The sequence below is a fragment of the Mycobacterium sp. genome (assembly GCF_035633495.1).
Taxonomy (GTDB): Bacteria; Actinomycetota; Actinomycetes; order Mycobacteriales; family Mycobacteriaceae; genus Mycobacterium.
Map to the genome: position 1 here is coordinate 20266 of NZ_DASQEU010000063.1, position 23257 is coordinate 43522.

At 65.5% G+C, this 23257-nt stretch carries 20 protein-coding genes and 5 pseudogenes; 12 read left to right on the forward strand and 13 right to left on the reverse strand.

Annotation, left to right across the window (positions count from 1 at the left end):
- Positions 1-38: 38 nt before the first annotated feature.
- Positions 39-551: an Rv2253/PknI dimerization domain-containing protein gene (locus VET27_RS10700; protein WP_526517811.1), complete on the reverse strand. Its 513-nt coding sequence runs from the start codon at positions 549-551 to the stop codon at positions 39-41.
- 223 nt (positions 552-774) lie between these two features.
- Here VET27_RS10700 and VET27_RS10705 point away from each other — a divergent pair, with 223 nt between their 5' ends.
- On the forward strand, positions 775-1179 hold the full coding sequence (locus VET27_RS10705) for a hypothetical protein (protein ID WP_526517813.1): 405 nt from the start codon (positions 775-777) through the stop codon (positions 1177-1179).
- Positions 1180-1202: 23 nt separating this feature from the next.
- Here VET27_RS10705 and VET27_RS10710 read toward each other — a convergent pair whose 3' ends face one another.
- Together VET27_RS10710 and VET27_RS10715 are read right to left on the reverse strand one after the other, a co-directional pair.
- Complete coding sequence (locus VET27_RS10710) at positions 1203-1601, reverse strand: hypothetical protein (protein WP_526517815.1); 399 nt, start codon at positions 1599-1601, stop codon at positions 1203-1205.
- 155 nt (positions 1602-1756) lie between these two features.
- Positions 1757-3095, reverse strand: a pseudogene (locus VET27_RS10715) (cytochrome P450).
- A 194-nt stretch (positions 3096-3289) separates the two neighbouring features.
- Between VET27_RS10715 and VET27_RS10720 the strand changes: the two are divergent.
- On the forward strand, positions 3290-3901 hold the full coding sequence (locus VET27_RS10720) for a TetR/AcrR family transcriptional regulator (protein ID WP_526517817.1): 612 nt from the start codon (positions 3290-3292) through the stop codon (positions 3899-3901).
- Positions 3902-3917: 16 nt separating this feature from the next.
- Here the strand turns inward: VET27_RS10720 and VET27_RS10725 are convergent, their stop codons facing one another.
- Positions 3918-4376: an Rv2576c family protein gene (locus VET27_RS10725; RefSeq protein WP_526517819.1), complete on the reverse strand. Its 459-nt coding sequence runs from the start codon at positions 4374-4376 to the stop codon at positions 3918-3920.
- Positions 4377-4471: 95 nt separating this feature from the next.
- Between VET27_RS10725 and VET27_RS10730 the strand changes: the two genes are divergently transcribed.
- Positions 4472-5002, forward strand: a complete 531-nt coding sequence (locus VET27_RS10730; RefSeq protein WP_526517821.1) for a VOC family protein — start codon at positions 4472-4474, stop codon at positions 5000-5002.
- On the opposite strand, the gene VET27_RS10735 is transcribed toward VET27_RS10730, so the two are convergent.
- A complete protein-coding gene (locus VET27_RS10735; RefSeq protein ID WP_526517823.1) occupies positions 4999-5724 on the reverse strand; it encodes an enoyl-CoA hydratase/isomerase family protein in 726 nt (241 codons plus the stop codon). The two genes, VET27_RS10730 and VET27_RS10735, sit on opposite strands and share 4 nt — an antisense overlap.
- Before the next feature lie 83 nt (positions 5725-5807).
- Between VET27_RS10735 and VET27_RS10740 the strand changes: the two are divergent.
- The 6 genes and pseudogenes from VET27_RS10740 to VET27_RS10765 all read left to right on the forward strand — a co-directional run.
- Positions 5808-6482, forward strand: a pseudogene (locus tag VET27_RS10740) (AMP-binding protein); the annotation flags it as partial.
- Between the two features lie 4 nt (positions 6483-6486).
- Positions 6487-7811 (forward strand): annotated as a pseudogene (locus VET27_RS10745) (FadD3 family acyl-CoA ligase); the annotation flags it as partial.
- 148 nt (positions 7812-7959) lie between these two features.
- Positions 7960-8901 carry an Rv1363c family protein gene (locus VET27_RS10750; protein ID WP_526517825.1) on the forward strand — a complete coding sequence of 314 codons (942 nt, stop codon included), beginning with the start codon at positions 7960-7962 and terminating at the stop codon, positions 8899-8901.
- Entirely contained in the window at positions 8898-9539 is a 642-nt protein-coding gene (locus tag VET27_RS10755; protein WP_526517827.1) for an Rv1363c family protein, read from the forward strand. The genes VET27_RS10750 and VET27_RS10755 overlap by 4 nt, the downstream gene beginning before the upstream one ends.
- 22 nt (positions 9540-9561) lie before the next feature.
- Positions 9562-10563: a patatin-like phospholipase family protein gene (locus VET27_RS10760; protein ID WP_526517829.1), complete on the forward strand. Its 1002-nt coding sequence runs from the start codon at positions 9562-9564 to the stop codon at positions 10561-10563.
- A 20-nt stretch (positions 10564-10583) separates the two neighbouring features.
- The gene (locus tag VET27_RS10765; RefSeq protein ID WP_526517831.1) at positions 10584-11270 is read left to right on the forward strand and encodes an IspD/TarI family cytidylyltransferase; all 687 of its coding nucleotides are present in this window, start codon (positions 10584-10586) and stop codon (positions 11268-11270) included.
- Here the strand turns inward: VET27_RS10765 and VET27_RS10770 are convergent.
- Genes VET27_RS10770 through VET27_RS10780 form a run of 3 tightly spaced genes read right to left on the reverse strand, consistent with a single transcriptional unit; the run spans position 11248 to position 12647 of the window.
- The gene (locus tag VET27_RS10770; protein WP_526517833.1) at positions 11248-11973 is read right to left on the reverse strand and encodes an IspD/TarI family cytidylyltransferase; all 726 of its coding nucleotides are present in this window, start codon (positions 11971-11973) and stop codon (positions 11248-11250) included. The two genes, VET27_RS10765 and VET27_RS10770, sit on opposite strands and share 23 nt — an antisense overlap.
- Positions 11974-11982: 9 nt before the next feature.
- On the reverse strand, positions 11983-12234 hold the full coding sequence (locus VET27_RS10775) for an SHOCT domain-containing protein (RefSeq protein ID WP_526517835.1): 252 nt from the start codon (positions 12232-12234) through the stop codon (positions 11983-11985).
- Between the two features lie 2 nt (positions 12235-12236).
- Positions 12237-12647, reverse strand: a complete 411-nt coding sequence (locus VET27_RS10780) for a DUF6325 family protein (protein ID WP_526517837.1) — start codon at positions 12645-12647, stop codon at positions 12237-12239.
- 547 nt (positions 12648-13194) lie between these two features.
- Here VET27_RS10780 and VET27_RS10785 point away from each other — a divergent pair.
- Entirely contained in the window at positions 13195-16053 is a 2859-nt protein-coding gene (locus VET27_RS10785) for an MMPL/RND family transporter (protein ID WP_526517839.1), read from the forward strand.
- Positions 16054-16094: 41 nt separating this feature from the next.
- Here VET27_RS10785 and VET27_RS10790 read toward each other — a convergent pair.
- A pseudogene (locus VET27_RS10790) lies at positions 16095-17109 on the reverse strand (NAD-dependent epimerase/dehydratase family protein).
- Positions 17110-17234: 125 nt separating this feature from the next.
- On the opposite strand from VET27_RS10790, the gene VET27_RS10795 reads away from it, so the two are divergent.
- Positions 17235-18449 carry a low temperature requirement protein A gene (locus VET27_RS10795; protein WP_526517885.1) on the forward strand — a complete coding sequence of 405 codons (1215 nt, stop codon included), beginning with the start codon at positions 17235-17237 and terminating at the stop codon, positions 18447-18449.
- 29 nt (positions 18450-18478) lie between these two features.
- Here VET27_RS10795 and VET27_RS10800 read toward each other — a convergent pair whose 3' ends face one another.
- Positions 18479-19750 carry an MFS transporter gene (locus VET27_RS10800; RefSeq protein WP_526517841.1) on the reverse strand — a complete coding sequence of 424 codons (1272 nt, stop codon included), beginning with the start codon at positions 19748-19750 and terminating at the stop codon, positions 18479-18481.
- A gap of 122 nt (positions 19751-19872) precedes the next feature.
- Here VET27_RS10800 and VET27_RS10805 point away from each other — a divergent pair.
- Positions 19873-20397: pseudogene (locus VET27_RS10805) on the forward strand (MerR family transcriptional regulator); the annotation flags it as partial.
- A gap of 6 nt (positions 20398-20403) precedes the next feature.
- Here VET27_RS10805 and VET27_RS10810 read toward each other — a convergent pair.
- Genes VET27_RS10810 through VET27_RS10820 form a run of 3 tightly spaced genes read right to left on the reverse strand, consistent with a single transcriptional unit; the run spans position 20404 to position 23248 of the window.
- Positions 20404-21204 (reverse strand): ABC transporter permease, encoded by an 801-nt coding sequence (locus VET27_RS10810; protein WP_526517843.1) that lies wholly within the window; start codon positions 21202-21204, stop codon positions 20404-20406.
- A complete protein-coding gene (locus tag VET27_RS10815; protein ID WP_526517845.1) occupies positions 21204-22058 on the reverse strand; it encodes an ABC transporter permease in 855 nt (284 codons plus the stop codon). Before VET27_RS10815 ends, VET27_RS10810 begins: the two co-directional genes overlap by 1 nt.
- The gene (locus VET27_RS10820; RefSeq protein WP_526517847.1) at positions 22055-23248 is read right to left on the reverse strand and encodes an ABC transporter substrate-binding protein; all 1194 of its coding nucleotides are present in this window, start codon (positions 23246-23248) and stop codon (positions 22055-22057) included. The genes VET27_RS10815 and VET27_RS10820 overlap by 4 nt, the downstream gene beginning before the upstream one ends.
- Positions 23249-23257: the final 9 nt, after the last annotated feature.

Here is a 23257-nt window from a genome sequence, read left to right on the forward strand (position 1 = left end):
ACGCCCGCCGACGACGGCGGGGCGGCGCAGGCCGACGATCAGTCGATCTTGGTGATCTTGACCGGCAAAACGAGCACCAGCGAGCGGTTCCTGCCGCAGTTGCCACTGACGCCGGTCGTCTCGTCCACGCCGAGCAAAAGGTTTGACCCCTGTTGGCCCCCGCCTTCCTCGTTCGCGTGATTGAAACGGTAGACCTGAAGCCCGGGTGCTCTGGTGCCGTCCGGGCACGGAATCCAGTCGGGGACATAGTGTTTGACGTACCAAATGCCGCTCGTAGTGTAGATGTCTTCGGTCCAGCCCAGGCTGCTGGTGACCTTGCCGGCACAGGTGATGGCAGTGGAACAGGTGCTGCTCACGGTCCACGTGCTGCGTACCGTCGGCTCATCCTGGTATCGGTCGTTCATCGTGGCCCATTCACCGTTCGACACCACGGAGAAGGTCCCGTTGATGGCGTAATCACCGTCGGTTGCGGTTGCCGATGGTGCAGTTCCCAATCCGATCGCAGCCGCGAAGAGCACCGCGACGCCCGGGATCAGCTTCGTTGAGCCCATGACTTGCTCCTCGATACGTCCACGTTGCATGCCCACCGCCGTGGCGTGTGCTCGCCGTGGCAATGTCATTCTCATGCAAGAGAATAACACCGCGGCGACCTGCCAAGGATGGGTTCGAGCGACGTCGGCCTACCGTTCGCCGTGGCGCTTACCAGCGGGCCCGCGGCCATCCAGCTTCTTCGAACGGACAAATTTTGCTCTCCTTCATGCGAGAGTAGCTACCGTGCGCATCGTCGTGGCTGCCGTTGCCGGCCTGTTGGCTGCCGGGCTCTTGACCGCACCTTCCGGATCAGCGGATCCGGCTGACCCTGCGCCAGCCGATGATCCGACGTCATGCAATGAACCCGCATGCGTGCCGGGCATCATGCCGGGCGTGGTGCTCGGTGCCCCGTGCGAACAGACCACCTATTACGTGTTCGGGGTGACCGACTGGGGCAGGGTGGTGTTCTGTGGATCTCCGCGGCGATATGCACCTCGCTGGTTCCGGTCCCCTGAACTGCGCGGCGTCAAGCTCGAGGGCGGCAATTGCTCGGGCCGTGACGGCGAGATGGCGCAGGCGCCCGACGGGTTGTTCCTGTCCTGCGACACGCGTAACGGCGTAAGTGTCTGGACGCGCGGCGACCTCTAAACTTAGGCACGTCCGCCGCTGACTCAGAACCGTTGCAGCGAAAAGGTATACGTGCTGGTGCCACCGGGCGCACCGTAGCAACCGGCGTCGTACGTCGACACGATCGTGCCAGCCAGTGTCGCTGCGTCCCAGGAGTAGACGTCGTGCGAGTGCAGGTTGAAGCCGATGCACCGCACGCCGTCGATGACATCGACCGTGAGGGTGTACCGGCCGTCGGCGAAGAACGCCGTGTTCTGGAACCTCTGACTCTTCAAGGGTCGGGGGATGGCGATCACGTTGAGGTTGTCGGTTGCGGGGGCGATGATCGGGTCGACGAAGTAGGTGCCACATTCGGGGTCGTTCTTGCACGAATGCGTGACCGACCAGACCCACGAGTGATCATTCCAGCGGTCATTTAGAACTTCGTAGTTTCCGATCTTCATTCCGGCAGCATGGGCGGCCGGAGCGCATACCATCGCCGCGGTCAAGAACGCAGCGCCCACTAATGGCATCGCTGCCTTTGCCGTTGTGGCCATGGCCCTCTCCCGTCCTAGCGTGTTCGGATCCACTCGCAGCCTATCGGGACTCGCGTCCGCGATCAGCCCGTTTGGCAGCGGCATTTCTCAACGCGTTCAACGGATTCGCGAAGCGCGTTGACTTGGGCCACGGGCGAGAACATGATGTTGATCTCCGTGAGCCCGCGCAGGATGAAGGTGGGCTCGTAGTCGAAGCTGCGATCGCCTGCGGTCCGTGCTCCTCCTCGTCGATGGTGATATCAGCCATCCGGTCGAGGATGCGCTCGATGGACACCCGGCCCTCGACGCGGGCCAGTGGGCCGCCTGGGCATGAGTGCACGCCGCGGCCGAAAGCGATGTGTTCGCGGACGTTCTTGCGGTCGAGGCTGAACTCGTGCGGATGTGCGAACCGCACGGGGTCACGGTTCACCGCGCCAGGACACACCATCAGCGTGGTGCCCGCGGGCACCTCCATGTCGCCGACGGTGGTGTTCTTCTTGGCCAACCGGAACTGGCTCTTGACGGGAGCATCCATGCGAAGCGCCTCCTCGATGAATATCGGGATGCGACTGCGGTCTTCTCGCAACGCATCCTGAATGTCGGGACGGTCGCCAAGCACCTTCAACGATGCCGACAGCAGCTTGGTCGTCGTCTCCTGACCGGCGGCGAAGAGGAATGTCGCCGAACGGGCCACCTCGATGACTGGCGGAGTGGAGCCGTCGGGGTACTTCGCGGTGGCGAGCGCGGTGAGCACGTCGTCCCTCGGAGTCTCGCGGCGGTCTTCGAGGTAGGAGACGAACTTCTCGTCGAGCCACTCCAGCGGGTTGCTCCCGACGGACTCGTGGTCGAGGGATCCCACCACTGAACCGGGGCGAGGTGACCCTAGAACGTTGCGGAACTCGTCGTGATCCTCGTGCGGAACGCCCAGCAGGTCAGCAATCACCAACAGGGAGAACGGCTTTGCGTAGGCGCCCAGGAATTCGCACTTGCCGTCGGCGACGAAGTCGTCGAGGCACTCGTCGGCCAGGCGCCACATGAAGTCCTCGTTCTCCTTCAGCCGGCTTGGGGCGAGGAGCCTGTTGAGGAGGGAGCGGGCGTTGGTATGGTCTGGCGGATCCATGGTGACCATGTGCTCGAACATCGGCATCAGCGGGCGATGCGCGGTGATCTGGTCGGAGATGTCGTCGCCCTCGGGGTGAACGGCAGCGGGGGAAAGGGGCCCGCCACCGCGATGCACGACGAGAACGTGTCGGTGTCCTTCAGCACGGTGTTGGCTTCGTCGTAGCCCGTGATCGCCAGCACGCCGTAGTGCGGTTCACGGACGACGGGGCACATGCTGCGCAAGTGGTCGAAGTACGGATGCGGGTCGGGCACCAGTGACTGATCGGTGAAGTAGTCGACGGTGTCGAAGTCGGCGGTCATCTCTTGGGTTCCTTCCAGAACTTCGTCTAGCGAAAGTGCGTGCTTTGTTAGCGGCGCAAAGCGCCCGGCGAAAAGAAGCTGAAAGTGCTGAGCGCCTGCTTAGCATGGGCTAGTGTCGAGGTCAAGGTCACGTGGCCGACCGGCGTCTACGATTTGCCTGTCGAAACGCTCGAGCCCAGCGAAGGAAGGTTGGCATGGCATCGGACCGGAGGATCGGGGCCCCGGACGCCAAGAACCGCGGCGTCCTGCTCGACGCCGCCGAGCAGCTCATGCTCGAAGACGGATACGCGGCCGTGACGTCGCGGCGGGTCGCCGAGCGCGCGGGCCTGAAGCCGCAGCTCGTCCACTACTACTTCCGCACGATGGACGACCTCTTCATCGAGGTGTTTCGTCGCCGTGCCAAGCAGGGTCTCGAAGCCCAGGCGCGGGCGCTCGAGTCGACGCAGCCGCTGTGGGCGCTGTGGGAGTTCGGCACCGATCCGGCCGGCACCCGACTGACCATTGAGTTCATGGGATTGGCCAACCATCGCAAGGCGTTGCGTGCCGAGATCGGCGTGTTCGCCGAACGCTTTCGCGAGCAGCAGGTCGCTGCCATCGCCACCGCACTGCGACGGTACGGCTTCGAGACGTCCGACGTACCGCCGGTGGTCTGGGCCGTATTCGCGACGAGTGTCTCCCGAGTCCTGATCATGGAACAGGCGCTCGGGATGTCGGCCGGTCACGGTGAGATGCTGACGTTCTGCGAGCGTTGGCTGCACCGCCTGGAGGGCGAACGGATACCCGTGTCGAGCCCGGCATCTGCCTGAGTCGCCCGTTGCCGCCTCACCAATTGCGAATCGAGCAGAGTGCTCCCTTGGGCCCCTCGTTCGTGAACACCACTTTGCCGTCTACGGCGATCACGCAGTGGAAGTTCGGCCGTTGCGGAGAGTCGAGGCTGCTCGCCGTGACCATCGCCCACTGGTCGGGATTGGCGAGCATCACGTCCATGGTCCACATCTGACTCGGCCCGACGTCGGCCTCGACGTTCGGGCTGAACTGATACGGGTTGTGGCTGTAGTCCGCCCAGTTCGCCGGATCGACGTCGCGGTAGTAGATCTCGGCGTTCCGAAACGGTGTCTCGGAGAAGACGGTGTACTGGACGTGATGCAGCGGTGGACCCGGGACCGGGTCGTCGTCCGCGGTGGCCACGGCGGTGCCGAACACCAGGCTCCCCGCCGCAATCAATGGGCCGAGCCCTAGCAACAGATGGCGAGCTGGCCCCTGACGTCCCGGAAAGATCATTTCCAGATTTTAGAACGTGATTACCCAGGGGTGGTGAGAATGGCGTAGAAACGGGTCCCGATGGTGAAAGTTGAAAACGCCACGGCGAGTACGTCGTGACCTCGCCACTGCCCGGTCCGATTCGTCAGATCGGTTACGTGGTGCGCGATCTCGATGCGGCGCTGACCGAGTGGATCGCGTTGGGCGTCGGGCCGTGGTTCGTCGTCCGCGAGTACGCCCAGCAGGTGATCTATCGCGGTGAGCCGTGCGAGGTGACGATCTCGATCGCACTCGCCAATTCCGGTGAGCTGCAGGTCGAGTTGATCCACCAGCAAGGCGACACCCCGTCGATCTTCACTGAATTCCTCAACTCTGGACGCGACGGATTTCACCAGTTCGCCTGGTGGGTCGAAGAATTCGATTCCGCAGTGGCTGCGGCCGAAGCCGCAAGCTGGCCGGTGGTGTGGTGCGGTGCCGAGGAAGCAACGACCCGCTTCGCCTACGTCGAGCCGTCCGCCGGTGGACCCGCGACGATCTTCGAGATCATGGAACTCAACGAGGCCACCGCCGGCATGGGCGCCTTCGTCCGCGATGCGGCGAAGGACTGGGACGGCAGCGACCCGGTCCGGACCGTCGGTGGCGGCTAGTCGGACCGCTTGCCGCGGTTCATCACCCGGTCCGCGGCGGCCCAGTGTTCGTCGGACACCCAGAGCGTGGCGAACGCTCCGATGGCGTCGTCGGCCGAGGATCCCGCGATCACACCCTTGATGGCGGCGACCGGCGGGGCGGCCAGCTTGCGGGCCAGCGCGCGCCACTCGTCCTCGAACGACGAACGGGGCACGACGACGTCGACCAGGCCCAGTCGCTGAGCCTCGACCGCGTCGAGTACGGAGCCCGTGCCCGCCAGAAGCAGGGCCCTGCCCTTCCCGACCAGTGCGGCGAGCCGCTCGGCGCCGCCCCAGGCGGGCATGATCGCCAACGACACCTGGTTGAAGCCGATCTTGACGTCGTCGGCAGCCAACCTGATGTCGGCGGCCACGGCGACTTCGGCGCCGCCACCGAGGGCATGGCCGTTGAGCGCCGCCAGCACGGGACCCGGGAACGCCGCAATGCGGTCGCACACTCCACGCATTCGCCGTGCCATCGCCGCTGCATCGGCCTCGGTCCTCAGCGCGCTGAGTTCCTTGAGGTCACCGCCGGAGACGAAGGCCTTGTCGCCCGCGCCCTTGATCACGAGCGCGCGAGCGCCCTCTGCCCCGTCCAGGGCGTGGTCGAGCTGATCCATCGTCTCGAGCGAGATGGCGTTGCGCGCATGTGGCCGGTCGATGGTGACGACGGCCACGCCATCCTCGACTTCCAGGTCGACCATGTGTCGTTGTCCCACCGTTCTCCGCGAGCGATATTAGCATTCTCGTTTTGGGAGAATGGCATCGCCATGTGGTCGCCCACTCCTTGCGCATCATCCCTGCCGAGCTGGCAAGACACTATGCGGATCAGGGCTGGTGGACGTCGGAGACCCTCGGAGCCATGGTGGCGCGAGGACTCGAGGCCGCTCCGGATGCCGGCTTCCACGTGCACTCCGACCAGCGGGCATGGTCCGGCTCATTCCGCGACGTCGAGATCGTGGCCCGTCGGCTCGCGTCGGGTCTGCGCAAGCGGGGGCGTCGGCCCCGGCGATGTCGTCGCACTGCAGTTGCCGAACTGGATGGAGGCTGCGGCGGGATCGTGCACTTCTACGGACGCAAGGAGGTCTCGCACATCCTCGCGACCGCGAAGTCGACGGCCTTCGTCACGACCCGGCAGTTCGGTCGGATGACGTTCCAGCCGGACCTCTCCGAGGACGTGCCCGTCGTTGCGCTCGTCGGCGAGCAGAGCTTCGACGACCTTCTCGACGACGTGCCGCTGACGGGCACCCTCGACACGGATCCCGCCGCTCCAGCACTCATCGCGTTCACCTCCGGCACCACCCGCGATCCGAAGGGCGTCATCCACAGCCACCAGACCCTCGGCTTCGAGACGCGCCAGCTGTTGGTGAACTACCCGCCGGACCGTGGCAGACAGCTGACCGCCACCCCCGTCGGCCACTTCATCGGGATGATCGGCGCGTTCCTGATTCCCGTCCTCGAGCAACGCCGCGGGCGCGTTCGCCGGGTTCGGCATCGGCAAGGGGGACCGGGTCGCGGTGTGGGCCCCCAACTCCGCGGAATGGATCGTCGCGGCCTTCGCGATCATGACCGCGGGTGCGGTGCTGGTGCCGGTCAACACCCGGTTCAAGACCGAGGAATGCGCCGACGTCGTGTCACGCAGCGGCGCCAAGGCGGTCATGGTTCAACGAGGTTTCCTCGGGCAGGACTTCGGCACGGCACTGGATGTGCCGACGATCGACCTTCGGTCGGAATTCCTGGCCGGCGGGTCGCGGTTCGAGCGCGACCCGGGGGAGTGGCTGGACGGAGCCGACGTCTCCGACGTCATCTACACGTCGGGCACGACGGGTCGGCCCAAGGGCGCGATGATGAACCACCGCCAGACGCTTCGGATGTACGAGGAGTGGGCGACACTCGCCGATCTGCGCGAGGGCGACCGCTACCTGATGATCAACCCGTACTTCCACACCTTCGGCTTGAAGGCGGGACTCGTCGCGTCCTTCCTCCGCGGCGCCACGATGCTGCCGGTGGCCGCTTTCGACATCGATCAGGTCGTGGAACTGATTGACCGCGAACGCATCACGATGCTTCCGGGCCCTCCGACGCTGTATCACTCACTGCTCACGGTTGCCGACAAGGGCAGGTTGTCCACGTTGCGCGCAGGCGTGACCGGTGCGGCCGACATCCCGGTGGAACTCGTGCGGCGCATCCATGACGAACTCCCGTTCCACACGTTGATGACCGGCTACGGGCTTACCGAGTCCGGGAACGTCACGCTGTCCCGTCCCGGCGATTCGTTCTCCGACGTGGCCACCACGGCCGGCCTCCCGTGCGACGACGTCGAGGTTCAACTGGCCGATGACGGTGAGGTCCGGTGCGTGGATACAGCGTCATGCAGGGTTACCTCGACGATCCGGTCGCGACCGCCGAGGCGATCGACGCGAACGGGTGGCTGCACACCGGAGATCTCGGCGAGTTCACCGACACGGGCCGGTTGCGCATCGTGGGCCGCAAGAAGGACATGTTCATCGTGGGCGGTTTCAACGCCTGTCCCGCTGAGATCGAGGGTTTCCTGGCGGAGCATCCGTCGATTGCCCAGGCCGCTGTCATCGGCGTGCCGGACGACCGGATGGGGCAGGTCGGCAAGGCGTTCGTGGTGCTTCGCTCCTCGGTCGACCCGATCGGTAAGGACGAACTGATCGAGTGGAGTCGGCAGCGAATGGCCGGATACAAGGTGCCGCGGTATGTAGAGTTTGTCGACGACCTGCCCACGAACGCCACCGGGAAGGTCGTCAAGGATCGATTGCGCTGATTGCTCGTACAGCTAGGAAACAGCATTTCCGCAGTTGGCAAGGCTGTCTGAGCAGGTCTGCGGATGGGGTATCGTCAGTTTGATACTCAAAAATGAAAATGCCATTCTCATTGTGTTTCGACGCTTCACGGATAAGACAGGAGGTCGCATGCCGTCCCGCAAGCGAACCTCGTCGATGCTCAACGGCGACGCCAATCACGACCCCGAGGGGTCCGTAGAAGAAGGGGCCGTCGAAGAAGGGGCCGGGGAAACTAGGGCACCCGATGAGGCAATGGCGCTGGAGCTCGCCGAAGCCGAGGCCGAGGCCGCCGAAGCGGAGGCCGTTGTCGTCGCTGCGCGGGCACGTGCGCGCGCGATCAAACTGCGTCGGCAGGCCGAGGCTGCGTCATCGAGCAGGGCCGCCACCGTCACGGCGCCAGAGGTAGCCGAGCCGGCAGAACTCGAGCCGACCGAAGCAGGCGAGATCGACGAACCGCGGCCCGCCGACGAGACCGCTGACGATGGGGTCGCCAGCGAGTCGACGGCCACGGACGCGCTACCGGAGGAGGCCGACGACGTCGACGCCGAGTCCGACGCACCCGCCCGTCGGCGCATCAAACTGCCCAGAATTCGTCTGAAGGTGGTCGCGGCAGCTCTCGTGGTCGTCGTAACGGTGGGCTTCTTGGCGGCCAGCGCGTGGATGACCTTCCAGCATCGCCAAGTCAACGCAGAGCGGCAGCGCTCGGCCGAATTCTCCGCCGCGGCTCGCCAAGGCGTGGTCACACTGATGTCGCTGAACTTCAACAACGCGGCCGACGACGTGAAGCGCATCATCGACAGCACGACGGGCGACTTCAAGAAGGACTTCGAGAGTCAAGCCGCTGACTTCACCAAGGCAGCCCAGGAGTCGAAGGTGATCACCGAGGCCAACGTCAACGCCATTGCCGTCAAGTCGATGACGCAGGACACCGCGACGGTCCTGGTGGCCGTGACGACCAACGTGTCGAACGCGGCCAGCAAGGAGCAGCAACCGCGCTCATGGCGACTCAACGTGGACGTGGCCCGTGACGGTGGACAGATCAAGTTGGCGAAAGTCGAGTTCGTACCGTGACCGGAGACAAGGACGACGAGGTGACCGCCGACGAGGTGACCGATGTCGACGGCAGTGCCGAGGACTTGGCCGACGAGACCGAGGACCTCGACGAGACTGACGACACCGATGGACCGTCACCCGCCGCGGAGCGGCAACCTCGCAGCGCTCGATTCACGGGCTTGCTGATACCGGTCGCGCTGGTGGTCGTGTTGCTTGCCTCGGCAGGACTGGCCGCATGGATCTACCTCAATCAGGCGCGCCCCGACAGGCAGACCAACGCCGCCGTGGCCGCCGAGACCGTCAAGGCGGCTTCCGACGGTGCCATTGCGCTGCTGTCGTACGCGCCGGACACGATGGACAAGGATTTCGCAGCCGCCAAGACCCATCTCACCGGGGACTTCCTGAACTACTACAGCCAGTTCACCAACGACATCGTGACCCCCGCCGTCAAACAGAAGTCCGTGAAGACGTCGGCGCAGGTCGTTCAGGCGGCGGTCTCCGACCTGAAGCCCGAGTCGGCCGTCGTCCTGGTCTTCCTGAACCAGACCACCACCAGCAAGGAGAACCCGGACGGGTCCTTCACCGCCAGTTCAGTGAAGGTGGGTCTCACCAGGGCCAACAACGCCTGGTTGATCTCGGCCTTCGACCCCGTCTAGTCGTACCCGTACCGTCGTTGGCGTGACCAACGTCAAGCGTGCCGATCTGGTGCTGTCGGGAGGCGGCGTCAAGGGCGTCGGTCTGGTGGGTGCCGTCGTCGGCCTCCTGGATGCCGGCTACGTGCCTCAACGCATCTCCGGCACCTCGGCGGGATCCATCGTCGGGGCCGTCGTCGCGGCCGCGGCGCACACCGGTGCAATGACCGGCGCGCAGGTCAAAGAGCTTGCGTTGCAACTGGACTACCGGAAGTTCCTCGATCCGGGCCCGCTGGAACGGGTGCCGCTGATCGGACCCTCACTCGCTCTGTTCCGCGGATCGGGGATCTACAAGGGCGACTACGTGCACGAGTGGGTCCGCGGGCAGTTGGCCGACCTCGGCGTGACCACCTTCGGGGACCTCGCCCTCGACGACGACGAGTTGCCGCCCGAGCGGCGCTACCGACTGGTGGTCACCGTCGCCGACGTCACCATGGGTCAGTTGGTCCGCCTGCCGTGGGACTACCGCCGGGTCTACGGCCTCGACCCCGATCAGCAGGTGGTCGCCGACGCCGTTCGTGCGTCGATGTCCATCCCCTTCATCTTCCGGCCGGTATCGCTGACCAGCACCGCAGGTCTGACCTCGACACTCGTCGACGGCGGATTGCTGTCGAACTTCCCGCTCGACTCACTCGACCGGACGGACGGCCGGGCGCCGCGCTGGCCGAGCTTCGGCATCACCCTGTTGCCGAACCTGCCCGACGGCAATGACAGCGTCATCCCGGCACTCGCAGCGCTGCGCCCCCTGGGAGCGCCGCACCTGCTGGAGGACGTCCTCACCACCATGCTGGTGGGTCGCGACCAGGCCTATCTGAGTCAGCCGTGGGTCGCTGCCCGTGCGATCCGCGTGGACTCGACCGATGTCGGGTTCCTCGACTTCGACATCACCGAGAACGAGGTCGAAGCGCAGTACCTCAAGGGGTACGGGGCGGCCGAACGGTTCCTCGCCGACTGGAACTGGGAGGCCTACCTGCGCCGGTTCCGCTGACCGGAGCTACTGTCTCGACGATGGACCAGTGCGCGATCGTGCCGCTCGTGCACGCGGACGACCTCGCGGCAGCCACTGCGCTGGTGGCAGGCGAGGCGCCGCTCGTGTGCGTCGTGCGGTCGGTCCTTGGTGCGGTGACCGAGGAACGCGTCGTCGTCGCGACGCTGCCCACGCTCGCCGCCGGTGCGCGGGCCTGCCTGCGTGCGGCCGGTCTGGGAACGGCGATCGCCGTCGCCCGTGAGCCGGGGTCGCGGTCCCAGGTCATTCGTGCGGGCCTGGAATACCTTGGCGCCGAACCTGATACGCCAGCATCGGTCCTCATCTGCGACCACCGGTACCCGCTGTCGCCCAGCGAGGTCGCCGACGGGGTGCTCGCGGCCCTGCGCGGCGGGCACGACGTCGTGGTGCCGACCCTGCCCGTGACCGACACCGTCAAGACCGTCGACGAGCGGGGCTCGGTGCTCAGCACCGTGGACCGTTCCACACTGCGGACGGTGCAGTACCCGCGTGGCTTCACTGCATCGGTGCTGTGGCGGCTGGTGTCGATCTCGCCTGCCTCGACGTCCGATGACGTCGACGAGTTCGGTGCGGCCCTGCGCGCTGGTCTCGACATCGGCACCGTGGCCGGCGATGCCAACGCCTTTCACGTCGAGTTGCCGCGTGACGCGCAGCTGCTGGACGCGGTCATCGCCTGCCGTCCCGACTGATCCCGTCCTGCAGAAGGCGCTCCGCGAGTCGCACGTCACTTGCGAACGTCACCTTGAGATTGGTTGACGCGCCAGGAAATACGCGGACCTCGACATCGGTGAAACTCTGGACGCAGGACGCCGTGTCAGTCCCCTCGAAGCTGCCTCCGGCCGCCAATCGGTATGCGGTGAGCAGCGGCTGAGCGCGAAATGCCTGCGGCGTCTGAACCCGGACCAGTGTGCCGGCAGCGGGTGAGAGTTCGCCGCCTGCATCGGTTTTCACCACGTCCGTGGCGGGAAGCACCGGGATGGCGCCACCGAAGGCGCGTGCCGTCGTCAACGCGGTGTCCATCATCGCCGGTCCGGCAAGTGGACGGGCGGCGTCGTGAATGAGCACGACGTCGATGGCCCCCGATTCGATGTCGGGTGCCAGATGGCGTAGGACGTTCTCCTCGGAACCGTGGCGGGTGTCGCCGCCTTCGACGAGTTCGACCGCCACGTGGGGAAGTTCGGCGGCCAGCGTGCGCGCGGCCAGGTCGCGTTCACCCCGGCGGAACACCAGAACGGTGCGCGCGATGCTCGTCGATTGGGCGACCGCCTCGACCGACCACGACACCATGCTGCGCCCCGCCAGCGGCAGATAGGCCTTGTTGCCGTCGGCCCCGACTCGCGTGCCCATACCCGCGGCCAGCACCACGCCGACCGCTGCGGGCGTCGTTTGCATCAGCCCACGCTAACCTGCGAGGAGACGTGCCTTCTGAGCGGTGAACTCGTCCTCGGTGAGGACCCCGGAGTCGCGGAGTCGTCCGAGGCGTTCGAGCTGGGCGAGCACGTCCACGACCGGTTCGGCTGTGGCTGGCGCTACGGGTGGTCGGGGTTCGGCCGTCGTCGCGGCGGTGGCCCAGCGGTCACGCTGGCGCTGTTGAACGCGACCGTGCACCGAGCTGGCGACCGCGACACGGCTCATGGATCGAAGCAGGCTCATCGTCAGACTCCCTCTAGCGCCGCGTCGATGTCGTCGACGTTGACGTGACCTTCGGAAACCACTGTGGCGCCGTCGTTCTCCCAGGCCGCGAGGACGTCGAGGATGGACAGGTCTTCATAGACCAGTACGGCGGCCGTGCTGCCGGGGGCGAGTCGGGCGGCGACCGCTTCGAGATCGTCGTGATCGAGCAGGCCCGAGGATGCTCCGTCGAACGTCCCCAACTCGGCGGCAACCGCAGATGCCGGCACCACCCGTGTGGCGCCGTCTTCGGCGGTGACGAACTCCAGGTCCAACACCCGAATGAGTCCCGCGTCCGCAAGTCCGAGCAGACGGGTGAACCCTGCCCGAACCGTCGTGCTGTCGGTGAACTCGACGACGACGTGTTCTACGGGGCCGAAGCGATCCTCGTGCATCGCTACGTTCTACCACCACGCGTGTGAAGCGGTCTGACCGCGTTGTTGATCGCGTCAATTCGTGGAAGGGGCAGAGCCCGAGCCGCTAGCGCGGTGCGCGTGCCCTCGGACAGGAACGCGATCATGTCATCGGAGAGTTCGTCCACGGGATCCACGGTAGGTGCGGATGTCGAACACCGTTCAGTCATTGGCATGCCGGTCGTGGTCCCACCGCTCCAACTGCACTTGGAGACAGTGCAGTGCACATCCGATCATGCCTGCGGCCATTACCAGACACAGTGCCAGGAGCGCGGTCACCGGGCCGTCTCCGATTGATCTTCGTCCACTCACTCATCGTGAAGTCCCGACCGCGCGCGATCACGCGTAGTTCACTACCCGAAGGTGACGGCCGCGCGAATCAGACCCGTACTGCGCACAGCCGTCCTGCAATTGACAGAAGACAGTTTGACGGCCTAAATATATGACACGCGAGGTGCAGTCCGTCGCGTGGCCTCAAGTGGGCCGATGGCGTCGGTGTGATCGAGGAGGGCCAGGTGAACTCGCAGGTATGAGTGGCACGCGGCGCGAGCCCTCGAAGATCGCTCGCTTCATCCGTGTCTTCGCACTGCCGATCGTGTTCGGATGGCTGGCGCTGACCGTCATCACGAACGTCGCCGTTCCGACGCTCGAGAAGGTCGGCGAGGCGCACACCGTCTCGATGAACGCCAAGGACGCTCCATCGATGATATCGATGGAGAAGATCGGCACGACCTTCGACGAGTTCAAGTCCGACAGCAACGCAATGATCATCTTGGAGGGCGACCAGCCGCTGGGTGCCGACGCCCACCGGTACTACGACGGGCTGATCAAGAAGCTCGAAGCCGACACGACTCACGTCGAGCACATCCAGGACTTCTGGGGCGACCCACTGACGGCCTCGGGCGCGCAGAGCAATGACGGCAAGTCCGCCTACGTGCAGGTCTACCTGCACGGCAACATGGGCGAAACGCTGGCCAACGACTCCGTGAAGTCCGTGCAGGCCATCGTCGCCCAGACTCCCGCCCCGCCCGGTGTTAAGGCCTACGTCACCGGCGGAGCGCCGTTGGTGTCCGACCAGAGCGCCGCCGGTAATACGAGCATCATCATGGTCACGATCATCACGCTGGTGGTGATCGCGCTCATGCTCGTGCTCGTCTACCGGTCGGTCGTCACCATGATCCTGATCTTGCTGATGGTGTTCTCCGAACTCGGAGCGGCCCGTGGCATCGTCGCCGTCCTCGGCTATCACGAAATCATCGGCCTCTCGACCTTCGCGACCAGCCTGTTGACCCTCATGGTCATCGCCGCCGGAACCGACTACGCCATTTTTCTCATCGGCCGCTATCAGGAAGCCCGGGGAGCCGGCGAGGACAAGGAACAGTCGTATTACTCGATGTTCCACGGGACTGCCCACGTGGTGCTCGGCTCCGGCCTGACCATCGCCGGTGCGATGCTCTGCCTCAGCTTCACCCGGCTGCCGTACTTCCAGTCCCTAGGAGTGCCCTGCGCAGTCGGAACGCTCGTTGCCGTGCTCGCCGCACTAACCCTGGGGCCCGCGGTGGTCGCGATCGGCAGCCGCTTCGGGCTCTTCGAACCGAAGCGCGCCATCCGGTCTCGGGGCTGGCGCCGGGTGGGCACCGCGGTCGTGCGGTGGCCCGGACCGGTTCTCGCCGCGACCATCGCGCTGGCATTGATTGGTCTGCTGGCCCTGCCCAGCTACAAGACGAGCTACGACAACCGCCTGTACCTGCCCAAGGACATGCCGGCCAACGTCGGTTATGAGGTGGCCGACAAACACTTCAACGCGGCCCGGATGAATCCGGAGCTGTTGATGATCGAGAGCGATCACGACCTTCGCACCTCGGCGGACTTCCTCGTCATCGACAAGATCGCCAAGGCCATCTTCCACACGCCTGGCATCTCGCGAGTCCAGACGATCACCAGGCCCGACGGAAAGCCGATCAAACACAGCACGATCCCGTTCCAGATCAGCATGCAGGGCACCTCCTCGAAGATGAATGAGAAGTACCAGCAGGATTCGTTCGCCAACCTGCTCAAACAGGCCAACGACATGCAGACCATGATCGACACCCTGACTCGCATGCTGATGCTGATCGACCAGCTCTCCGACAACGTCAACGATCTGGCCACGAAGATCACGGATCTGACGGACACGGTCTACGAACTGCGTGACAACATCGCGGACTTCGACGACTGGTTCCGACCGTTCCGCTCCTACCTCTACTGGGAGCCGCACTGCTACGACATCCCGCTGTGCCAGGCGGGGCGGTCATTGTTCGATGCGTTGGACGGCATCGACGCGCTCAGTGACCAGATCGGCGCCGTGGTCGTCGACACCCAGAAACTGGCCGCCCTCACGCCGCAGTTGGCGGATTCTCTACGACCCCAGGTCGAGCAGCTGAAGTCGGTGAAACAGATGTTGCTGACGACGTATCAGACCCAAAGGGGTATGCAGGACCAGATGTCGGCTATGTCAGACAACTCGACTGCGATGGGCGACGCGTTCGACGCGTCGAGGAACGACGACACGTTCTATCTGCCGCCGGAGATCTTCGACAACAAGGACTTCAAGCGGGGGATGAAGAACTTCATCTCACCCGACGGTCATTCGGTGCGGTTCATCATCAGCCACGAGGGCGATCCGGCGACCGCCGAGGGCATCTCGCACATCGACGCCATCAAGCAGGCCGCGAAGGAAGCCATCAAGGGCACCCCGCTGGAGGGGTCCAGCATCTACCTGGCCGGCACCGCCGCCACCTACAAGGACATGCGCGACGGGTCGTTCTACGACCTGCTGATCGCCGGCATCTCCGCGGTGACGCTCATCTTCATCATCATGCTGATCATCACCCGCGCGGTGGTGGCGGCTGCGGTGATCGTGGGCACGGTGCTGCTGTCGCTCGGCGCGTCGTTCGGTCTGTCGGTGCTCCTCTGGCAGCACCTCCTTGGCCTGGAACTGCACTGGATGGTGTTGGCGATGTCGGTGATTCTGCTACTGGCGGTGGGTTCGGATTACAACCTATTGCTGGTCTCCCGGTTCAAGGAGGAGCTCCACGGCGGGTTGAAGACCGGCATCATCCGCTCGATGGCCGGCACGGGTTCGGTGGTGACGTCGGCAGGCGTCGTCTTCGCCGCCACGATGGCGACGTTCGCATTCAGCGATCTGAAGGTGATGGGTCAGGTGGGTACGACGATCGCCCTTGGCCTGCTGTTCGACACCCTAATCGTCCGGACGTTCATGACTCCTGCGATCGCCGCGCTCATGGGTAAGTGGTTCTGGTGGCCGACGATCGTCCGTTCGCGAGCCGCCATGCGCGTTCCTCCGCCGCCGGGGTCCGCCAGCGAACCGGTCGTCACGGGAGTCTGACGGTCATCGTCAACTAGGCACTGCAGCAGTCGTTTTCGTGTTCACCCACCTGAGTTGCGCAATCGGCTCCGTTGATCCCGGTACCAATCTGCCGCACGCTGAATCGAGTCGTGGATCGGGTCGGGCTGCCAGCCGAGTTCGCGTTCGGCCTTGCCGTGGTCCATCGGCGGCATGATGTGCATCAGTCGCACGCTCGTCGTGGACAAGAGGGAGTCCCTGCCGCGTGCCCGGGCCACCGCGTCGGTTGCACCACCCGCGAGGGACATCTCCCACAGCGGGACGCCGAACCGCGGCGGGGTCGCGCCAGTCGCCCCAGCGGCCAACGCGTACAACTCGCGGGCGGACGCCATCCGTTCGGAGATGATGTAGCGCTCGCCGATTCGGCCCTTCTCCGCGGCGAGCAGCAGGGCGGCCGCCGCATTCTCGATGCCGACGACCTCGCTCGCCCAACCGTCGATGTAGAACGGGATCTTGCCTGCGGCCGCCAGCGCGATCTGCTTGCCGTGCGGTGTCGGCAGCCAGTCGCCTGGCCCGTACGTGTTCGCAACACACATCGCGACCGCGGGCAAGCCTCGTTCGTTGGCGTAGCAAAGAACCAGGTTCTCCGCCTGCACTCGGGTCTGGATGTAGCTACCACTGCGGTCCGCCCAGTTGAAGGCATCGTCCTCGGTGGCAAGCCGGTCGTCGGCAGGGATGCCGATGGTGCCGATGCTGCTGGTGAAGACGAACCGGCGCAGGTCCGCTTCGACCGCGGCGTCCAGAACGTGTTGCAGCCCTTCGACGTTGGTGCGGAACAGGGGAGCGGGGTCACGCAGCCAGGCCCTGGTGTCGACCACGCAGTAGTACACGTCGTCGACCCTGGCCATCGCGGTTCGCAGCGCATCGTCGTCGAAGACGTCGCCGTAGTGTCGTTCCACGGGCAGGTCGTCGATCGCCTTGGTGGAACTGGTCCTGCGTAACAGCACCCTCACCTGGTCGCCGCTCGACGAGCTGACGTGTGACGTGCGAGCCCAGGAAGCCGCTTGCACCGATGACCAACTTCGTCCGACCTGCCATGGTCGTGAATGTAGCGGCACGACTCCGCATTGGGTACGGTCAACCGCCGTTGGAAGGGAGTTCGTCGGGTGAACGAGTCGGAGCCATCAACCCCCGCCGTGCTACGCGCACACCACGTCCGACCGATGGCGGGCCGCGATCCGCACGAGCGGCACCGCGTGGCCACCCCGCTGGAACTGCTCTTCGATCTGACCTTCGTCATCGGTTTTGGCGTCGCCGCGTCGGAGTTGTCCCACGCCCTCGCCGCCGGACACGTCGGCGTCGGGCTGACGGGATTCTTCTTCGCGACGTTCGCGGTGTGCTGGGCGTGGATCAACTTCACCTGGTTCGGGTCCGCCTACGACACCGACGACTGGCTGTACCGACTCCTGACGATGGGGCAGATGGTGGGGGTGCTCGTCCTGGCGCTGGGCATCCCGCCGTTCTTCGCCTCGATCGGACACGGCGGACACCTCGACAACGCCCTGATCGTCGCCGGTTACGTCGTGATGCGCGTGGCGATGGTGGCGCAGTGGCTGCGCGCAGCTCGCCAGGATCCCGAGCGCAAGTCGGCGAGCCTGACCTACGCGACCGTCATCACGGTCGTCCAGGTCGGCTGGATCGCCTCGATCTTCCTTCCACTGTCCGTCTCTCTGGGACTCGTCGTGTTCGCGCTGTTGGCGCTCGCGGAGATGGTCGGGCCGTGGCTCGCCGAGACCCGCATGGGCGGCACGCCGTGGCACGCCCACCACATCGCCGAGCGGTACGGACTGCTGGCGATCATCGCCCTGGGCGAGGGTGTCGTCGGCACCGTCGCCTCCCTGACTGCCGTCGTCGGCGAACACGGGTGGACGCCGGACGCCATCATCCTGGCCGTCGCGGGCACCGGACTGACGTTCGGCATGTGGTGGATCTACTTCGCCGTGCCCGCCGCCGACCTGCTGCATGCGCACCGCGAGCGGTCATTTACGTTCGGCTACCTGCACATCGCGGTGTTCGGCGCCATCGTGGCCACCGGCGCCGGATTGCACACGGCCGCCTACTACGTCGAGGAGCACTCGGAGCTGGGCTCCGTCGGCACGGTTCTCGCAGTGGTCATCCCGGTGGGGGTCTACATCGGGCTGGTCTTCGTGCTCTACGGGTTGATGGTCGGGGCGTTCGACGCGTTCCACATCCTGCTGGCGGTGCTGACGGCGGGCGTCTTGATGGCGGCCGTCGTGTCGGCGGCTGCCGGCGTCCCGATGACGGCGTGCCTCCTGATTGTCACCCTGGCGCCCGTGGTCAGCGTCGTCGGATTCGAGGTACTGGGCCATCGACATGCCGAAGCCGCGGTCGCAGCGAGCGCCAAGGACGGTCCATAGTCGCGCCTCTCGGCCGAACGCCGCTGACGTCAGCGCTCGGGAGCGCTCACGTCGAACGTCTCGAACAGCGAGCGCTCCTGCTCGGCCTTCATCAATCGCCGTGCCTTCCCGCGGGTGACGAGGATCCCGGCGACGGCGAGTACCCAGATCACGTACTGCACCGTCCACGCCAGCCGGAACGACTCGAGCGAGTAGCCCCCGGCTGCACCGAGAATGACGCCCATGGCCTGCATCACCAAGAGTGAGGCAATGAATCCGCCCATGTTGACCATGCCCTGAGCAGTGCCCAGCGTGGCGCTGGGGTTGAACGTCCGCGCGAAGTCGAACCCGACCATCGAGCCGGGACCGCCGACCGAGATCACGACGACGAGGACGACGAGCAACCACAGCGGAGCCCGGCCGGGTAGCGCGAGGACGACCGTCCACACCAGCGCGTTGCTGGCGATGATCGCCAGCACGATCCACGACCGCCGGTGCGGATACCGTCCGGTGAAGATGCCGATCCCGATTCCCGCCGCGATCGCGACGGCCACGGAGACGGTCAACAACGCGCCCGCGACACCCGTGGACTGCCCTTGAGCGACCGTGAGGTAGGGAACGCCCCACATCAGGCAGAACACCGTCACGGAGAACTGGGTCCCCATGTGGGTGAAGAATCCGAGTCGGGTGCCAGGCCGCAGCCATACCGTCTTCACGCTGGACAGCACGGCGCGCGCCGACAGGTTCTCCGTAGCGGTGACGCGCCCGTGCGGGGTGTCCTTGACCAACGCCAGCACCAGCACCATCGCGAGCACGCCGAGCGCCGCCACCGAGACGTAGGCGGTCGCCCACGTGGTCCCGGTGAGCAACGCCAGGAAGGGCAACGCCGAGAGCACCTGCCCGAGCTGGCCGCAGATCCCGGTGAGTTGGGTCAGCAGCGGCACCTGGCGCGGTGGGAACCAGTGCGGAACGAGTCGGAGCACCGAGATGAAGGTGACGGCGTCACCGAGCCCGACGATGGCGCGAGCGCCGATGGCCACGGGCAACGACTCGGTCAGGGCAAGCAGTAGTTGACCGCTCGCCATCAACGCGGCGCCCGCCACGATCAGCGCTCGGGAGCCGAAGCGGTCGAGAAGGACGCCCGCGGGCACCTGGGCGCCCGCGTAGACGACGACCTGGAGTACCACGAAGGTCGACAACACGCTGGGGCTGGCCGCGAACCGATCGGCGGCGTCGAGCCCGGAAACGCCGAGCGTCGTGCGATGGAGCACGGCGACGATGTAGGCGAATAGCCCCGTCGCCCAGATCGTCCAGGCACGCACTCTGTCAATCGTCGCAAACCGCGGTGTTCGATGGCGAATCGAAATTCCGGAGATCCCGTCAATATCGTGAGCGAGGCCTTCTCGGCGCGCCTCGCCGCCAAGGTTGATCGGCTTACTACGACGACCGTCACCTGTCTCAGCTGCGAACCATCAACGAGCTCCTGCGCAAGGGGTTCACCTCCGCGCACATCGCGGAGTTCCTCTCCAGCACGCGGCAGGGTCACGATCTGGCCGACATCCTCGGACTTCAGCAGGCCATCTTCGGTCGTCCCCGGCGCGGCATCGCCGTCGCCCTCGACATCGATGCCGATGTCGTCGATGGACGGCTGACGTTGGTCAACCCGAACATCGCGGAGATCGTTGGCGGCGCCACCGAGCAGTTGCGCTACGTGCAGACGATCCTGCGGGTCGCCGATGGCACGGATCAGCTCGACGAGCTCGCGAAGTCGGTCGTGAACACGTTGGCGGAGAGCGTGTTCGCCGGTTTCGGTCGCCATTACGTGCCCGACCCCGAGGACGTGCTCCTCGGGCGACGTGTGGTCGCCGACCAGTTCGAGGATGCCTTGCAGCGGCAGCTCTTCACCGCGGTGTCCGACTACACCACCGACGTCATGCTCGACGGTCGCCGCGGCGCGACGGAGCTCTGAGGAGACTCACACCCTGGTGGTCGCGGGATCGCCGCCGAACCGCTGGGCCAGCCACACCGGAATGATCGCCAACACGGTGAGTGCTGCGGCGACCACGTTGATCACGGGGGCCTGGTTGGGGCGGAACAGGTTTCCGAAGATCCAGATCGGCAGGGTCTGCACGGCGGGGCCCGCGGTGAAGGTGGTCACCACGATCTCGTCGAAGCTCAGGGCGAATGCCAGGATCGCGCCTGCGACCAATGCCCCGCGCATCATCGGGAACGTCACGAATCGGAACGTCTGCCACGTCGACGCGCCCAGGTCGGCTGACGCATCCTCCAGATCGGTTCCGAGCCTGCGCAACCGGGCCTGCGTGTTGTTGAAGACGATGACGATGCAGAACGTGGCGTGTCCGACGATCACCGTGGCCAGGCCGAGAGTCACGCCGAGCGTGGAGGTGAACGTGGCGTTCAGTGCGATGCCGGTGACGATGCCTGGCAACGTGATCGGCAGGACGACCAGGAAGCTGATCGTGTTGCGGCCGAAGAACTGGTGGCGCTGGACGGCGAAGGCGACCATGGTGCCCAGCACCAGCGCGATCGCCGTGGCGCCGAGCCCGACGAGCACCGAGTTGGCCAGCGACGTCCACATACCCTCGCTGTTCCACGCGTCGGCCCACCAGCGCAGCGTGAAACCGCTCGGGGGGAAGGCGAAGGTTCGCGACGAGTTGAAGGCGTTGACGACGACGAGGAGCAGTGGTGCGTAGAGGAAGACCAATACCAGCACGGTCCACGCCCGAACCGCGCTTCGAGCACCCTTGGACAACATCACACGTTCTCCAGCGCGCCGGTGCGCCGCATCGCGAGCAGGTACAGGATGACTGCCGCCAGTGGGATGATCGAGAGTGCCGCGGCCAGTGGCTGATTGTTGGCGGTGACCAGCTGTCCGTAGATGACGTTGCCCAGCATCTGCGTCTTGCCGCCGACGATGGTGACGGCGATGTAGTCACCGAGCGACAGGGAGAAGGTGAATATCGAGCCGGCGGCGATGCCGGGAAACACCAACGGTGCAACCACCATTCGCAGCGTAGAGAAGTCGGAGGCGCCCAGATCCGAGCTCGCGTCGATGAGATGGTTGGGCACGCGTTCGAACGCCGCGAACACCGGGATGATCATGTACGGCAACCACAGATACGTCAGAGTGACGACGGTGGCGACCAGGCCGTAGCCGGGGCTGTAGCCGATGGCCCACGACAGCGGGCCCTCGGGGGACAGCAGCACTCGCCACGCATACGCCTTGACCAGGTAGCTGGCCCACAGCGGAGTCGTGACCGCCACCACCAGCGCCAGACGCATCGGTGGTGAGGCGACCTTCGCCATGTACAGCCCCAAGGGAACGGCGAGCACCGCGCAGATCACGGTCACCAGCAACGCCACCCCCACGGTGCGGACGGTCACGGTACGGAAGACCTCGTCGGTCAATACCCGGACGACGTTGTCGCCCGTGACGGTGTGCACCACCGCTCCGGTGAACGAGTTAGTGGTCCAGAAGGCCGAAACCAGCAGCACGGCAAGGGAACCCAGGTACGCCACCATGAGCCACGCCAACGGCGGGACCAACAGGAAGGCCAGGCTCAGCCGACCCCGCCGCGCCGCCGCAGAGGCGGGCGCGGCTTCGCTCACCCCTTGATCTGCTGCCACTTGCTGACCCACTCGTCGTAGGCCGTGCAGTTGTCGCCGCTACCGTCCACGCACTGCTTCTGCGGCGTCGTCCAGTAGTGGAGCTGGGCGGCGTACGCCTCGTCGGTGGCGTGGTAGATGTCGCAGAAGTCCTTCTCGGAGGTGAACTCGCACGCCTTGGTCTGCGCGGGCGCCTCGCCGAAGTACTCGGCGACCTGGGCGTTGACCTGAGGGGAGGTGATCCAGTCCATCCACTTGTACATGCAGTTGGGATGCGCGGCCTTCGCCGCGACCATCCACGTGTCGGACCACCCCGTGGCCCCCTCCTTCGGGAGCACGGTGTTGACCTGCACCTTGTTCTCGCCCCCGATGGTGTTGGCGATCACCTGCCAGGTGGTGCCGATGACCGACGTGCCCGACTCGAACGCCTGCACTTCCTTGGTGTAGTCCGACCAGTACTCGCTGACGTTCTCACGCTGCTTGGTCAGCAATTCGACTGCGGCGTCGAGCTGTTCGGTGGTCAGCGAGTAGGGATCCTTGATCCCCAACTCCGGCTTGGTCTTCATCAGGTACAGGGCCGCATCGGCGATGTAGATCGGCGAGTCGTAGGCCGTCACCTTGCCCTTGTACTTCCCGGCGTCGGTGAACACCGCGGCCCACGAGTCGGGGGCGTCGGTGACCACGCCGACGTTGTACATCAACAGGTTGGCGCCCCAGCCGTGCGGAATGCCGTACATCTGACCGTCCACCGAGTTCCACGGCTTGTCCTTGAGGAAGCCCGAGATGGTCGAATAGTTCGGCACCAGTGCGGTGTTCACCGGTGCGACGTCGCCCGCGTAGATAAGTCGCAGGGTGGCGTCACCCGACGCCGATACACCGTCGTACTGTCCGGTCCGCATCAGCTGCACCATCTCGTCGGACGTGTTGCCGACCTTCACGTTGACCTTGCAGCCCGACTGCTTCTCGAACGGCGTCACCCAGTCCACCGTCTTGTCGTTGGAACCGTTCTCGGCGTAACCGGCCCACGCGATCAGGTTGAGCTCGCCCTCGCCGTCGCCCAGTGCGCCGAGCGGTTCGATCTTGGGAGGCGCGGTTCCTGCGTCGCCGCCGCCGGATTGCGAGCTGGAGCATCCGACGACGAGGGCGGTGCACGCGGCGATGGTGAATCCGATCCGCAACACGGTGAGTTTCATGACGCTCCG